The organism is Bacillus cereus group sp. MYBKT111-2, assembly GCF_051915205.1.
Taxonomy (GTDB): domain Bacteria; phylum Bacillota; class Bacilli; order Bacillales; family Bacillaceae_G; genus Bacillus_A; species Bacillus_A paranthracis.
Genome location: NZ_JBQAEG010000005.1, coordinates 54,473 through 68,541, shown reverse-complemented (window position 1 = coordinate 68,541; position 14,069 = coordinate 54,473). Strand labels below are relative to the sequence as shown.

Here is a 14,069-nt window from a genome sequence, read left to right as displayed (position 1 = left end):
AAGGTGGTGGTGAACAACATGAGGAAACGAATTCCTGATTTTGAAGAGGAATTAGAAGTTGAGCGAGTGGAAGAAAAAGAAGGTTTACCGCCGCGTAGTGAAATTCATAGAAATAAAGAAAAAAAACAAAAGTTTAAAATGAATCATATTTTCGTTCGAGTTTTAACATTTCTATTCATATTACTACCAATTAGTATTTTATGGTATACAGATAAATATATTCAGGTGAAAAGTGATAGTAATAACGCTGGAAAAAGTGCATTTGAGGTTATTTTTTTTGATTCAGCTAAATCTGAGTCCGAGGCATCATCTGAGAAAGTCGTCACGCATACGGTGAAAGAGGGAGAAACTTTAGAAAGTATAGCGAAGCAATATTTTTCAGATGAAACTGGGATCGAAGTGATTAAAAAGTATAATGATTTACAAAAAGATGAAGTGAATGTAGGTCAAGAATTAAAAATTCCGATAAAAGATAAGTCCACAAAGCGAGAAAGTTAGTAAAATACTTACTATAAAAACTGAGGATTATCTTTATGAGGAGGGGAGTAAAAATATATGATATGGATTATCTTATTAAGTACTCTCGTTTGTATTGGTATTATAATGCTTCTTGTAATGTATACAGAAGCAATGCGTAATACGGTGCTAGAACATACTTTAATATTTGAAGAATTTCCGAAAAGTTTTCAAAAAGTAAATGTATTTTTTATATCTGATATTCATAGAAGGGTCATTTCGAATTCGTTAATTGAACAAGTAAAAGGAAGAGTTGATCTTGTAATTATTGGTGGTGATTTAGCGGAAAAAGGTGTCCCTTTATCGAAAATCTCTGCAAATATACAAAAGCTAAGAGCGATAGCTCCTGTATATTTTGTATGGGGAAATAATGATTATGAAATTGAATATCATGAATTAGATGCTTTATTATTAGAAAATAATGTAAAAGTTTTAGATAATACAAGAGTTGTATTTGAGTCTGAATTAGGAGAGAAAATTTGTTTGCTCGGTGTAGATGATGTTGGTTTGGAACGTGATCGTTTAGATTTAGCGTTGGCTGATTGTAAAGAAGATGGTTTTCGCATATTAATTAGCCACAACCCTGATATAATAAATAAAATGTCTGGAAAAGAACAAATTTCACTTGTGCTAAGTGGACATACACATGGAGGGCAGATTCGATTATTCCCATCTAAAAAATATTTAAAAGGTGGCGTATATAAGCATTCAAATATAACTCTTTTTGTTAGTAATGGGTATGGAACAACGTTGATTCCACTTCGCTTCCGAGCACCTGCTCAAACACATATTATTACGTTATGCGGAGGGAAATGATGCCAACTCTAAACGGAAAATATAACATAAAAGCTGTTTCAAAAATAATTGGAGTTCAACCAAGTACGCTTCGTGCATGGGAAAGAAGATATCAAATGATTGCCCCAAAGCGGAATCATGCGGGGCATCGATTATATACAGAAGAGCATATTCAAATTTTGAAATGGTTAATGGACAAGGTTTCTTCCGGCATGATGATTGGACAAGCAGTTCAATTATTAGAAGGGAATCGTTTGCAGAATAGTGTTCAAAATGAAATACATTACGATAGAGAAGTTGTTTTAGTGGACGATTTACTACAAGCTTTGTTAAAATTTGATGAAATTACAACTTCTGCATTGTTAAACGAGGCTTTTAGTATTTATGCAACAGAAAAAGTTATCGCAAGTATTGTTCTTCAAGTGTCAAATAAATTGTTAACGTTAAAAAATAATAATGAAGTTACAATGGTGCAATTCCAATATGTCGTATCATTTTTACAAACGCGTCTAGGGATGGTATATCATAATGCATCATCGTTTTCTTCTATACACAAAGTTGTTGTGTTAGAAAGTAATATGTTGAAAGGGTTTGTTTTCTCAACGTATTTACGATTAAAAGGATATGAGGTGATATATATTAGGGCAAGCTTAGCGGAAGATGGTATTACGTTAGCTGTTGAGCAAATAAGACCTAAATATGTAGTAATCTCTTTTGATGACGGACGAGAACTGAAGAACGCAACGAGCTACTTGAATTTGTTGCAAGAAAAAAGTGAAAACCTTTCTGTTGGGGTTATAGGAGAAATAGGTGCTGGAGATCAGTTGAACATTCAAACAAGCCTAATTGGTGACACGAAAGAAGAATGGGATGATTGGTTAAAAATGTTAGAATAGTTGTTCGAAAAGAACCATCTATTTTCTATTTCATATAATAAAAATTATATTCATTGGTTGCGTAGGGAGGGTATGAGATGAGGCTGGAACGATTAAATTACAATAAGATAAAAATTTTCTTAACATTTGATGATTTATCTGAACGAGGATTAACGAAAGAAGATTTGTGGAGAAATGCACCGAAAGTACAGCAATTATTTCGTGATATGATGCAAGAAGCAAATAAAGAATTGGGATTTGAAGCAGATGGCCCGATTGCAGTTGAAGTATTTTCTCTACAAGCGCAAGGAATGGTCGTAATTGTAACGAAAGAACATCAAGAAGCGGATACAGATGATGAGTTCCGTGACGAGTTTATTGAAATGCAAGTGACTCTAGATGAAAGCGAGCATATCCTTTATGAGTTTGCTACACTAGATGACGTAATTAACCTGTCGAATCGTTTATATAACCTTGATGTAACTGGCGGAAAATTATATACGTGGGATGGGCGTTTCTATCTTTGGATGGAAGAAGAGGAGCAAATACAATTACTGAAGGCAGATTTTATAGCTATTTTAGCGGAATATGGTAATCCGTCTACAGCAACTATTTATCGTCTAATGGAGTATGGTAAAGAATTAATGGCTTCTCAAGCAATTGAACAAATACACAATTACTTTGTGAAAAAACAAAACCTTAGCTAACGTAACATAGCTAAGGTTTTGTTTTTTACCTTACTTAAATGTATTTTTTCAAAGTACTGTACATGAATAAAATAAAAAATATTTAAATATTTAAGTATTTTACTTTTCTAAAAGCGATAAAAGGACTATAATGATAGTGAAAACGCTTGCAAAAGAAAATACTTTGTATATATTTGTTAGCGTTTTCTATTGCATTCCAAATTTAACGGTGTATACTAGGCAATGAAGGTTTACTAAACAAGTGAAATTACAGGGGGTTTACTTACTATGGTAGCCGAAAAGGGAACTCAAACAAAAACACAACAACAAAGGGAACAACATTTTGAACTATTGAATTCAACACAAATTGTTATCAGTGAAGCGTTAGAAAAATTGGGTTATCCAAACGAAGTATATGAATTATTAAAAGAACCAGTTCGTATGATGACAGTGAAAATACCAGTTCGTATGGATGACGGGACTGTTAAAATATTTACAGGATATCGTGCACAACATAATGATGCTGTTGGTCCAACGAAAGGTGGAATTCGCTTCCATCCGAATGTAACAGAAAATGAAGTGAAAGCACTTTCAATTTGGATGAGTTTAAAATGTGGTATTGTTGATTTACCATATGGCGGAGGTAAAGGTGGAATTATCTGTGACCCGCGTGAAATGTCATTCCGTGAGTTAGAAAGATTAAGCCGCGGTTATGTACGAGCAATTAGCCAAATCGTAGGACCGACGAAAGATATTCCAGCTCCAGATGTATTCACAAACTCTCAAATTATGGCATGGATGATGGATGAGTATAGCCGTATTGACGAATTTAATTCACCAGGATTTATTACAGGTAAGCCACTTGTATTAGGTGGATCACATGGACGTGAAACAGCAACAGCGAAAGGTGTTACAATTTGTATTCGCGAAGCTGCAAAAAAACGTGACATTGATATTAAAGGTGCACGCGTTGTTGTTCAAGGATTCGGTAATGCTGGTAGCTTCTTAGCTAAATTTATGCATGATGCAGGTGCGAAAGTTATTGCGATCTCAGATGCTTACGGCGCATTACATGATCCAAACGGATTAGATATTGATTATTTATTAGACCGTCGTGATAGCTTCGGTACAGTAACAAAACTATTTAATAATACAATTTCAAACAAAGAATTGTTAGAACTTGATTGCGACATTTTAGTTCCAGCTGCAATTGAGAACCAAATTACAGAAGAAAATGCTAATGATATTAAAGCAAAAATCGTTGTTGAAGCTGCAAATGGTCCAACAACATTAGAAGCAACTAAAATTTTAACAGATCGCGGAATTTTACTTGTTCCAGACGTATTAGCGAGTGCTGGTGGGGTAACAGTATCTTACTTTGAGTGGGTACAAAATAACCAAGGTTACTACTGGACTGAAGAAGAAGTAGAACAACGTTTAGAAAAAGTAATGGTAAGATCATTTGATTCTATTTATGAAACAGCACAAGTTCGTAAAGTGAATATGCGCTTAGCAGCGTATATGGTCGGTGTTCGTAAAATGGCTGAAGCAAGTCGCTTCAGAGGTTGGGTATAATATTATATTGTGAGAAAACGTGATTCCTTTCGAGGGAATCACGTTTTTTTGTTGAAGTATTAGAGTGAGGTGTCGTAAATGGGAAATGAAATGATGGAACGGGTAGAACAATTAGAAGAAAAGGTTAAGAGGTTAGAGGGAGAACTTGCAAGAACGACGAAAGCCAAAAAGACAAGTATTGTTCGGGTGTTCGGGGAAGGGCTACTGTTTTTAATATTTGGTGCGGTTGTAGTAGGGCCAATTATCGCCTTTGTAATCACGATTCTTACTGGATTTGCTGAAAAATAAAATAAAAACAAAAAGAACGCTTGTTCTATGCGAACAAACGTGCTATACTCTCCTTAGATAAACAAAACGGAAATGATTTTAAGGAGAGATAAATGATGAAAATGACAGTAGACCAAAGATTTATGATGCCAGCGGATGTTGTAGAACGAGTGGAAGTATTAAGAAACAAACAAAGTAAGCGCGGCACATTATTACAATCAGTAAATAAATTTTTCGGTTTAGATACGAAAGAAGATTGTGTTTGGTTTTACGGTTTTTATGGAGTTGCTGTAAGTATTTTATTATTTATGGTGTTCACATCAAATATTTTCGATTTTCTCTTCGCGTAAGAAATATGCTATAAGGACATTGCTACCGAATACATATATAAAGAAGTAAGGTAATCTTCTGAAGCGGGAGTTGGTAGTAATGGCGATGTTTCCTATAGAGCGTAACTATATTGGATATGGAAGTTCACGGCCGGGAATTCCTCTTTCTAAAGTAAGGTTTATTGTAAGCCATGATACGGGGAATCCTGGTAGCAATGCGATTGGGAATCGGGATTATTTTAATGAAATACAACCGAAAGCTTCGGCACATACATTTATAGATGACAAAACAATACTAGAAATTATTCCTATAAATGAAGTTGCCTACCATGTTCGATATGGTGTGCCGGCAGATAATGACTTATATGGGTATGATGCTAATAAGGCTGCCATTGGAGTGGAGCTTTGTTATGGTGGTGATGTTAATTTTTGGGAAGCATATACACGTTTTACGTGGTATCATGCGTATTTATGTCAAAACTTCGGCTTGAATCCGAAAAAAGATATCGTATCACATAAAACACTTGATCCAGCCAGAAAGATTGATCCTGAAAATGTTTTAGGGAAACAAGGTATTAAATTTCAGCAGTTTTTAGCAGATGTCTATCGGATGTACGTTTCGTTTAGATGACAAATATATGAAAAATGAATACAATAAAGATAGGTGCCTACTGCTGTAAGTAGGTTTTTTCTTGTTTTTATAAATAGTGTATTGGTAGAAGACTAGGAGTGAACCGAGTATGCAGAAAGAAACAGCTATCATAATTGGAGGCGGTCCGTGCGGATTAGCAGCAGCAATTTCGTTGCAAAAGGTAGGGATAAATCCGTTAGTAATTGAAAAAGGAAACATTGTAAATGCGATTTATAATTATCCAACCCATCAAACATTTTTCTCTTCTAGTGAAAAATTAGAAATTGGTGATGTAGCTTTTATTACAGAAAATCGTAAGCCTGTTCGAAATCAAGCGCTTGCGTATTATCGTGAAGTAGTAAAGCGTAAATCTGTACGTGTAAATGCTTTTGAACGAGTGGAGAAAGTTCAAAAAGATGGAGAAGTTTTTCAGGTTGAAACGACAAAGCGTGACGGAAGTAAAGAAATGTATATAGCGAAATATATTGTTGTAGCAACTGGATATTATGACAATCCAAATTATATGAACGTTCCAGGTGAGGAATTGAAGAAGGTAGCTCACTATTTTAAAGAAGGACATCCTTATTTTGATCGAGATGTAGTAGTTATAGGTGGGAAAAACTCGAGTGTAGATGCCGCGTTAGAGCTTGTGAAAGCTGGTGCGCGTGTAACGGTACTATATCGCGGAAGTGAGTATTCACCAAGCATAAAGCCGTGGATTTTGCCAGAGTTTGAGGCGTTAGTCCGAAATGGTACAATTCACATGCATTTCGGGGCTCATGTGAAAGAAATTACTGAACATACATTAACGTATACAGTTGATGGCGAAGCATATACAATCCAAAATGATTTTGTATTTGCGATGACTGGTTACCATCCTGATCATAGTTTCTTAACAAAGATGGGTGTTCGGATTGATGAAGCGACAGGACGTCCAATTTATGCAGAGGATACGATGGAAACGAACGCTGCAAATATTTTCATTGCAGGTGTAATTGCTGCTGGAAATAATGCAAATGAAATATTTATTGAGAACGGTCGATTTCATGGAGATGCAATTGCGCAAACCATCGCAACAAGAGAAATATAAAAAGAAGCTGTCGGAATAAACTTCGACAGCTTCTTTTTTAATCGTGCATAAACATGTTTTGGATTGCTTCATGAGAAGTTGTATTCTCTAATGCAACTAATAATTTAATACGTGCTTTTTGAGCGTTTAAACCGTATGTGAATACAATACCCATATCTTTTAATTGTTTGCCGCCACCTTCATATGAATATACATCTTGAACGATCCCATTGAAACAGCGAGAAACTAATACGACAGGAATTCCTTTATTTATTAGCCGTTCTAGACTAGGAAGTGTTCTTGGAGGTAAATTACCTTGTCCAAGCGCTTCAATAACAATCCCGTCTACTGGAAGATTTTCAATTGCTGCTAACAATGTATCGTCCATACCAGCGTACGCTTTTAGAACGACTACATTTTTAGAAACCTTATTTACTGAATATGTTTCGTGATGTACTAAAGCATGGTGGAATACAACACCACGTTTTGTTACCATACCGATTGGTCCATACTGTGGACTTTGGAATGTTGCTACATTACTTGTATGTGTTTTCGTTACGTTTGTAGCGCAATGAATTTCGTCGTTTAATACGACTAAAACGCCTTTTTCGGCAGCTTCACTACTGCTAGCGACTTTTACAGCTGATAAGAAGTTATATAGACCATCAGCACCTAATTCATTGCTAGAGCGCATTGCGCCTGTTACGACGATCGGAATAGTTGCTTGTACTGTTAAATCTAAGAAGTAGGCTGTTTCTTCTAATGTATCCGTACCATGCGTAATGACTACGCCATGAATGTTGTCTTGTTTTACTCTTTCATCAATGATGACTTGTAATTGTAACATTTCGCTCGGTGTCATATGAGGAGATGGTAGATGAAACACATCTTCAACGATTAAATCAACATCGCCTTCTAAATCAGGAATGAATTTTAAAAGAGGATTTTTTTTACCTGGTTGTACGACCCCAGTTTCTTTATCTTCCTCCATTGCAATTGTTCCACCTGTGTGTAAAACTAGGATTCTTTTCAATGCTTATACCCCTTTCAAGTAAAAAAATACATTTAGAACATAACATGTTTTGAGTAAATTCGACAATGGAAATGTATAAAAGTATGCCTCGAAAATGACAATAAAATGAAATGCAATATGTACGATGTATAAAATTACGAAACGAAATGTGCAAATACAGTATAGGAGGGAGCCATTACGTTGAAAAAGATGGAAAGAATGCTTATTCGTATATTAATAATACAATTCATTTGTCTTTCTGTTGTGCAATTGTTATTTATACATAAGTCATCAGTGAAATATTTATCTAAAATTGTTTATTATGAAGGTGTCATGGTAAAAAACAAAGCAGAAATCTTACAGGTGAATAGGTAGTTTTCATTTTCTTCTATGAAGGATTATGCTACAATAATTGAGGATTTAATGACGTGAAGCAAATGAGAAGAAGCAGGAGAATACCTGCTTTTCGTTTTGTTTTATAAGTGAAAAAATGAGGTGTTACGATGGATAAAAGAATTTCAATTGCTATAGATGGTCCAGCAGCTGCTGGAAAAAGTACAGTTGCGAAAGTTGTAGCGAAGAAGCTTTCTTACGTTTATATTGATACAGGCGCAATGTATCGTACGATTACATACGCAGCCCTTGAGCAAAAAGTGGACATTGAAAATGAAGAGCAGCTAATGGAAGTTGTAAAGAATGTGAAAATCGAGTTTCAGCAAGGAGAAAATACACAACTTGTATTTTTAAATGGACAAGATGTTTCTGAAGTCATTCGTACACCTGAGGTAACGAATCGAGTATCGATTGTGGCGAAACATCGCCTTGTTCGTGAAGAAATGGTACGCCGTCAACAAGAGTTAGCGGAAAAAGGCGGCGTTGTAATGGATGGTCGTGATATTGGTACGCATGTGTTACCAGATGCTGAAGTGAAGATCTTTATGCTTGCTTCTGTTGAAGAAAGAGCAGAAAGAAGACATTTAGAAAATATGAATAAAGGTTTCGATTCTAATTTAGAGCAGTTAAAAGAAGAAATTGCTCAGCGTGATAAATTAGATTCAGAACGCGAAGTTTCTCCTCTAAAAAAAGCTGATGATGCATTGGAATTAGATACAACTTCTTTATCAATTGAAGAAGTTGTCCAAAAAATTATGGGTATTGTTTCGGGAGTGTTTGCGAAATAAAGAAAGGGGGTAGCCTCTTTCTTTTTTGTTTATATAAAAATGTAAAGGATACGTGAATTGTGAGTCTCTTTCCTTGACAAATGACCGGATTTATAAGAAGTTAGTTAAAGAGGAATAAAACTGTCAGAATATATTCGCTATTATATTTCAAAACATACTTTCTTCAACATGATTTTGCTGTATACTATTTATATAGGTTTAATATATTTTCTAGTGAAATGTATGAAGCTTACGTATGTGATGATAAATTCTTAAACATGCAAATGAAAACAATTGTTTTCATTTCGTATATACATAAAAAATGCTTTGTCAATTCTGTAGGGAGGTATTTCCATGGTAGAGAAAATGAATGAAGAAGTTATGGATTCAAAAGAATTACAAGTTGGTGACGTTGTTACAGGTTCTGTAACGAAAGTTGAAGAGAAACAAGTGCTTGTAAATGTTGGATACAAAACAGATGGCGTAATTCCAATTAGTGAATTAGCTAACGTTCATATTGAAAAAGCAAGCGATGTTGTAGAATTAGATCAAACACTAGAATTAAAGGTTATTAAGTTAGAAGAGGATGATCTTGTATTATCTAAACGTGCTGTTGATGCAGAAAAAGCATGGGTAGAATTACAAGAGAAATTTACTTCTGGTCACGTATTTGATGTTACCGTAAAAGATATCGTGAATGGTGGATTAGTTGTGGACCTTGGTGTTCGTGGCTTTATACCAGCTTCACTTGTAGAAGTACATTATGTAGAAGATTTTACTGACTATAAAGGCAAAACATTAGCCGTGAAAATTGTTGAATTGGACCGTGAAAAAAATCGTGTAATCCTTTCGCATAAAGCGGTAGTAGAATTAGAACTAGATTCTAAGAAGAAAGAAGCAATTTCTTCATTAAAAGAAGGCGACGTTGTTGAAGGGACAGTACAACGACTAACGGATTTTGGTGCTTTCGTTAATGTTGGCGGTGTGGACGGTTTAGTTCATATTTCACAAATTTCACACGAACGTGTAGAGCAACCTTCTGAAGTATTAGAGCAAGGTCAAAAGGTAAAAGTAAAGGTATTATCTGTTGATGCTGACACACAACGTATTTCTTTATCAATTAAAGCAGCTCAACCGGGACCTTGGGAAAATGTTGGTGGCGAAGTAAAAGCTGGAGATATTCGTGAAGGAGTAGTAAAACGTCTTGTTACATTCGGTGCATTCGTTGAAATTTTACCGGGCGTTGAAGGTCTTGTGCATGTATCTCAAATTGCAAATCGTCACGTGAAAAATCCAAATGAAGTATTGGAAATGGGACAAGAAGTAAAAGTGAAAGTGCTTGAAGTGCATGTAGCAGAGAAACGTATTTCTTTAAGTATAAAAGAAGCGCTTGAGGAAAATAATGTAACTGAAGATTATAGTCAGTATGAACCGAATGCTGATTCTGCTACTTTCCAATTAAGTGACATTATTGGTGAACAACTGAAAAAATTAAAAAAATAAAGAGGGGTACAAGTGGTAAGGGCAAAACGTAAATTAGATCATATTGAATACGCTCTTTCTACTGGTCAGTCTCGTACGCATGGCTTTCATGATATTGATTTTGTGCATCAAAGCTTGCCAAATTCAAATTATGACACAATAACATGTGAAACAAAAATCGGCGAACTTTCACTAAGTTCGCCGATTTTTATCAATGCGATGACTGGTGGTGGAGGAGAGAAAACGTTACATATTAATGAGCAATTAGCATATGTAGCGAAACATCATAACCTTGCTATGGCTGTAGGATCGCAAATGGCAGCGTTAAAAGATGAAAGTGAGGCTGCTTCTTATAAGATTATTAGAAAGGTAAATCCAAATGGTATTTTCTTTGCTAATTTAGGTAGTGAGGCAACTGTTGAACAGGCAGAGCGTGCTGTTGATATGGTTGAAGCGAATGCATTGCAAATTCATTTAAATGTCATACAAGAGTTAACGATGCCAGAAGGAGACCGTGACTTTACTGGTGTACTTCAGCGTATTGAGAAAATTGTTTTAAATAGTAAAGTTCCTGTCATTGTAAAAGAAGTTGGATTTGGGATGAGTAAGGAAACAATGCAACAGTTAGCGAGCGTAGGTGTAACGGCAATTGATATTGGCGGACAAGGTGGTACGAATTTTGCTGCTGTTGAAAATGAAAGAAGACAGCGAATGCTTTCTTATTTTAATAACTGGGGCATACAAACAGCTACCTCGATTATTGAAGCAACCTCTACAAATAATAACCTCTCTTTTATTGCATCTGGGGGTATACAAACAGCGCTTGACGTAGCGAAAGCAATCGCATTAGGGGCGAATACAACTGCATTCGCTGGCTATTTTTTACGAATTTTAATGCAAGATGGTATCGAGAAGTTAGTGGATGAAATTGATCTATTACATACAGATTTGAAATTTATTATGACAGCTCTCGGTGCGAAGACGATAGAAGAGTTACAATCTGTACCTCTTGTTGTAAAGGGCGAAACGTATCATTGGTTAACGCAGCGTGGTATTGATACGACGCATTATAGTAGGAGATAAAAAATCAACCGTTTGGTTGGTTTTTTTGTATTCTTTTCTTTTTTTAAAATTATAGCGCGGGAAGGGAGCTATTGTTACGTATAATCCTAAAAATGGAAGCGTTAATATTGCCAAGGGAATTAGGACAAGACAAGAATAATCCATCAGAAGATTCATATGTAAATTATTATTTCGATATACCAAATGATGTGGATTTAAGTACAGCTGAAGTAGTCTTACTTTCTGATCAAGGAAACATCATAGGAAGCAGAAAAGTTAAAAAGGAACGAGAAAATATTGCTGATGTGAAGAAGGAAGTGGAGCGAAAGTTAAAAGAATTAGGGGAGACGAATTATGTACGTGTAGAAGTAAATAGTAAAGATTCTTCTCTTCAAACGTATTATGTTATTACATATTCTAAAAAACCAACAGGTATAGTTACGATTGATGCCACGTCAAGTGATCGGATCTATAATGCTAAAAGAAAAGAATTATATTATGAGTATAAAATATGAAAGAATTATGTAAAAGACGGTTTCGTACAATATCGAAACCGTCTTTTTGTATTCATTAGTGCTGATTCTGTTTTCGAGCTTGCTCAGGTGTATCAAGTCCAGTTGCACCCGGATATTGTAGTGATTGGTCACGATCAGATTCAACGCGGCGAGATTCTCTTAGTTTTCGTTCTTGACGATCTTTACCCATAATGAATAGCACCTCCTTATTAAAAGTGTTGCTGTTATATGAAAAAACTATGCGCGAAGAAAGTGGATTAACTTTCATAAAAAGTTCCCATAATGGAAAACATAGGAGGTGAAATGATGGAAGGGAGTACTTTTTATTTTGTAGCTTGGATAGGGTGGATTGTCGTAACATTTTTTATGAAAAAGGACTCTATTCGGTGGAAGATAAGCGCCTGTATATTGATTTTTATTATTTGTTCTCCGTTACATGTAACGATTGCTTCATTTACGGTATCAGTAAATGCACTTTTACTTTCTGGTATAGCTTTTATAGGACTCACGCTCTATTCTATTTGGAAAAAATTATATAGCTTACTTTCGGCACTTATTATTGCAATGTTATATACAAGTTTTCATTTGTTAGAAGTATATGATCCAATTTGGATTGTGGTGGACAGGTTATTTTTGTTAAGTAGTGCTCTTGTATATGCATCCGTTTTATTACATGAGGATCGCATATTACGACTATGTTCTCTTTATATAGGAATGTTACAGGGAGAATTGTTTGTGACAATTATTTTTCGGAAACTGCATTTTCCTTACGATTACGGTAGTTTAGCGTTTTTTGATATCGTTGCTGTTTCTACATTATTCATGGCAATTTTATTTTGGATTGCGAAAGCCTCCGTACACATGGAACAGTTTAAGAGGAAAACACGTAAAAGAAAGGCGAGGGTAATACATGATTGAATATACACCGGCCATTTTATGCGGCGTAATAGCAGGGACAGTAACGAGAGTGCTCATGCTTCGGACAGATACCCGGCAATATCCGACGAGGCTCCACGGGAAAATTATTCATATTGCGATGGGGTTAATTGCGGCGGCTTTAGGAGCGATTGCAATTCCGTCTATATTGAAAAAAGATTTTTCTGCCATTACGTTTCTTACGTTAGCAGCAACACAGTTTCGTGATGTGCGTAATATGGAAAGAAATACACTTCAACAATTAGATGGTTATGAGCTTGTACCACGTGGGAATACATATATTGAAGGAATTGCATTAGTTTTTGAAAGTCGCAACTATTTGGCGATGTTAACGTCGTTTGTAACGACGTTTGCTTATATAGGGTTCCGTTCATGGATTGCTGGAGTCGTTATGGCTATCATCGCATTTTTTATCGCGAAAACATTAATGTCTGGTAAGAGGTTGCATGATCTTGTTGATATCGAGCATGTTCCACTTCGTTTTGAAGGGGCGGGGCTATATATTGATAATATTTACATTATGAATATTGGATTGCCAGCAAGACAAGAGGAAATTATGAAATATGGAATGGGCTTTATTTTAAGACCGAAATCAATTGATGCGATGGTGACAATCTCAAACTTAGGGCAACGACAAGCTATTTTACATGATGTTTCTGTTGCTTTAGGGATTTATAGAGATTCTGGTACGCCGGCACTTGCGCCGCTAGCAAAGCGTGATTTAGAGGATGGCAGGGTTGGAATCTTTGTCTTACCACAAGATCAAGATGTGGAGAAAGCAATAGGTGTCATAGGGAACGTGCCGACGTTAGAGAGTGCTGTTCATATGTCATCGGAAGCCCCGAAAGGAAGGGGAGATAAGAGATGATGTTAGAAAGTGTAATTCTTGCAGTTATTACAACGACTCCGGAGAAATTTGCTGGTGGTGCCCCTCTGTTTACTTGTGAATCGACAGAGGAGTTAGAATTTGTTGCAAATAATTTAGAGGCAATTCTAGATGGCATTGCGCATCGCTTACAAGAGAATGTATATATTATTGTGAAACATTAGCAACGTGTGTTATAATGTGAGGTGTTTTGATACGCTGAGAAATATTCTGGAATGCAAATCCCTTCTTGCACAAAGAAGGGTTTTTTACATAATAAACAGAAGCAAGTTG

General features: G+C 35.7%; 19 protein-coding genes. 17 read left to right on the top strand and 2 right to left on the bottom strand.

The window, feature by feature from the left end:
- Positions 1 to 18: 18 nt before the first annotated feature.
- The 9 genes from ACTFNE_RS15555 (at position 19) to ACTFNE_RS15515 (ending at position 6,764) form a co-directional block, all read left to right on the top strand.
- Positions 19 to 498: a LysM peptidoglycan-binding domain-containing protein gene (locus tag ACTFNE_RS15555; protein WP_001231543.1), complete on the top strand. Its 480-nt coding sequence runs from the start codon at positions 19 to 21 to the stop codon at positions 496 to 498.
- 57 nt (positions 499 to 555) lie between these two features.
- Positions 556 to 1,332 carry a metallophosphoesterase gene (locus ACTFNE_RS15550; RefSeq protein ID WP_000637818.1) on the top strand — a complete coding sequence of 259 codons (777 nt, stop codon included), beginning with the start codon at positions 556 to 558 and terminating at the stop codon, positions 1,330 to 1,332.
- Positions 1,332 to 2,207 carry a MerR family transcriptional regulator gene (locus ACTFNE_RS15545; RefSeq protein ID WP_270706047.1) on the top strand — a complete coding sequence of 292 codons (876 nt, stop codon included), beginning with the start codon at positions 1,332 to 1,334 and terminating at the stop codon, positions 2,205 to 2,207. Before ACTFNE_RS15550 ends, ACTFNE_RS15545 begins: the two co-directional genes overlap by 1 nt.
- Before the next feature lie 77 nt (positions 2,208 to 2,284).
- The gene (locus ACTFNE_RS15540) at positions 2,285 to 2,893 is read left to right on the top strand and encodes a genetic competence negative regulator (protein WP_001235392.1); all 609 of its coding nucleotides are present in this window, start codon (positions 2,285 to 2,287) and stop codon (positions 2,891 to 2,893) included.
- A gap of 267 nt (positions 2,894 to 3,160) precedes the next feature.
- Positions 3,161 to 4,447: an NAD-specific glutamate dehydrogenase gene (gudB, locus tag ACTFNE_RS15535; RefSeq protein WP_000225176.1), complete on the top strand. Its 1,287-nt coding sequence runs from the start codon at positions 3,161 to 3,163 to the stop codon at positions 4,445 to 4,447.
- A gap of 78 nt (positions 4,448 to 4,525) precedes the next feature.
- Positions 4,526 to 4,735, top strand: a complete 210-nt coding sequence (locus ACTFNE_RS15530) for a hypothetical protein (RefSeq protein ID WP_000526181.1) — start codon at positions 4,526 to 4,528, stop codon at positions 4,733 to 4,735.
- Positions 4,736 to 4,827: 92 nt separating this feature from the next.
- Positions 4,828 to 5,064, top strand: a complete 237-nt coding sequence (locus ACTFNE_RS15525) for a DUF3961 domain-containing protein (RefSeq protein ID WP_001983018.1) — start codon at positions 4,828 to 4,830, stop codon at positions 5,062 to 5,064.
- A 79-nt stretch (positions 5,065 to 5,143) separates the two neighbouring features.
- Entirely contained in the window at positions 5,144 to 5,674 is a 531-nt protein-coding gene (locus ACTFNE_RS15520; RefSeq protein WP_046197265.1) for a peptidoglycan recognition protein family protein, read from the top strand.
- A 109-nt stretch (positions 5,675 to 5,783) separates the two neighbouring features.
- A complete protein-coding gene (locus tag ACTFNE_RS15515) occupies positions 5,784 to 6,764 on the top strand; it encodes a YpdA family putative bacillithiol disulfide reductase (protein WP_001168493.1) in 981 nt (326 codons plus the stop codon).
- A 37-nt stretch (positions 6,765 to 6,801) separates the two neighbouring features.
- Here the strand turns inward: ACTFNE_RS15515 and ansA are convergent, their stop codons facing one another.
- Positions 6,802 to 7,776 carry an asparaginase gene (gene ansA / locus ACTFNE_RS15510; RefSeq protein WP_071727118.1) on the bottom strand — a complete coding sequence of 325 codons (975 nt, stop codon included), beginning with the start codon at positions 7,774 to 7,776 and terminating at the stop codon, positions 6,802 to 6,804.
- Between the two features lie 180 nt (positions 7,777 to 7,956).
- Here ansA and ACTFNE_RS15505 point away from each other — a divergent pair, with 180 nt between their 5' ends.
- From ACTFNE_RS15505 to ACTFNE_RS15485, 5 genes are all read left to right on the top strand, one after another.
- Positions 7,957 to 8,130, top strand: coding sequence for a YpfB family protein (locus ACTFNE_RS15505; protein WP_000738061.1), 174 nt, complete (start codon positions 7,957 to 7,959; stop codon positions 8,128 to 8,130).
- A 128-nt stretch (positions 8,131 to 8,258) separates the two neighbouring features.
- Positions 8,259 to 8,936, top strand: a complete 678-nt coding sequence (cmk, locus tag ACTFNE_RS15500; RefSeq protein ID WP_000361264.1) for a (d)CMP kinase — start codon at positions 8,259 to 8,261, stop codon at positions 8,934 to 8,936.
- Between the two features lie 333 nt (positions 8,937 to 9,269).
- A complete protein-coding gene (rpsA, locus tag ACTFNE_RS15495; protein WP_000229569.1) occupies positions 9,270 to 10,418 on the top strand; it encodes a 30S ribosomal protein S1 in 1,149 nt (382 codons plus the stop codon).
- A gap of 12 nt (positions 10,419 to 10,430) precedes the next feature.
- Positions 10,431 to 11,480, top strand: a complete 1,050-nt coding sequence (locus ACTFNE_RS15490; RefSeq protein ID WP_046197267.1) for a type 2 isopentenyl-diphosphate Delta-isomerase — start codon at positions 10,431 to 10,433, stop codon at positions 11,478 to 11,480.
- A 92-nt stretch (positions 11,481 to 11,572) separates the two neighbouring features.
- A complete protein-coding gene (locus ACTFNE_RS15485; protein ID WP_333563704.1) occupies positions 11,573 to 11,974 on the top strand; it encodes a hypothetical protein in 402 nt (133 codons plus the stop codon).
- A 55-nt stretch (positions 11,975 to 12,029) separates the two neighbouring features.
- Here ACTFNE_RS15485 and ACTFNE_RS15480 read toward each other — a convergent pair whose 3' ends face one another.
- On the bottom strand, positions 12,030 to 12,164 hold the full coding sequence (locus ACTFNE_RS15480) for a YpzI family protein (protein WP_000513900.1): 135 nt from the start codon (positions 12,162 to 12,164) through the stop codon (positions 12,030 to 12,032).
- 116 nt (positions 12,165 to 12,280) lie between these two features.
- Between ACTFNE_RS15480 and ACTFNE_RS15475 the strand changes: the two genes are divergently transcribed.
- Genes ACTFNE_RS15475 through ACTFNE_RS15465 form a run of 3 tightly spaced genes read left to right on the top strand, consistent with a single transcriptional unit; the run spans position 12,281 to position 13,960 of the window.
- Positions 12,281 to 12,892, top strand: coding sequence for a YphA family membrane protein (locus tag ACTFNE_RS15475; protein ID WP_046197269.1), 612 nt, complete (start codon positions 12,281 to 12,283; stop codon positions 12,890 to 12,892).
- Positions 12,885 to 13,778 carry a YIEGIA family protein gene (locus tag ACTFNE_RS15470; RefSeq protein WP_000575282.1) on the top strand — a complete coding sequence of 298 codons (894 nt, stop codon included), beginning with the start codon at positions 12,885 to 12,887 and terminating at the stop codon, positions 13,776 to 13,778. Before ACTFNE_RS15475 ends, ACTFNE_RS15470 begins: the two co-directional genes overlap by 8 nt.
- Complete coding sequence (locus tag ACTFNE_RS15465; protein WP_000979054.1) at positions 13,775 to 13,960, top strand: capping complex subunit for YIEGIA; 186 nt, start codon at positions 13,775 to 13,777, stop codon at positions 13,958 to 13,960. The genes ACTFNE_RS15470 and ACTFNE_RS15465 overlap by 4 nt, the downstream gene beginning before the upstream one ends.
- Positions 13,961 to 14,069 lie beyond the last annotated feature (109 nt).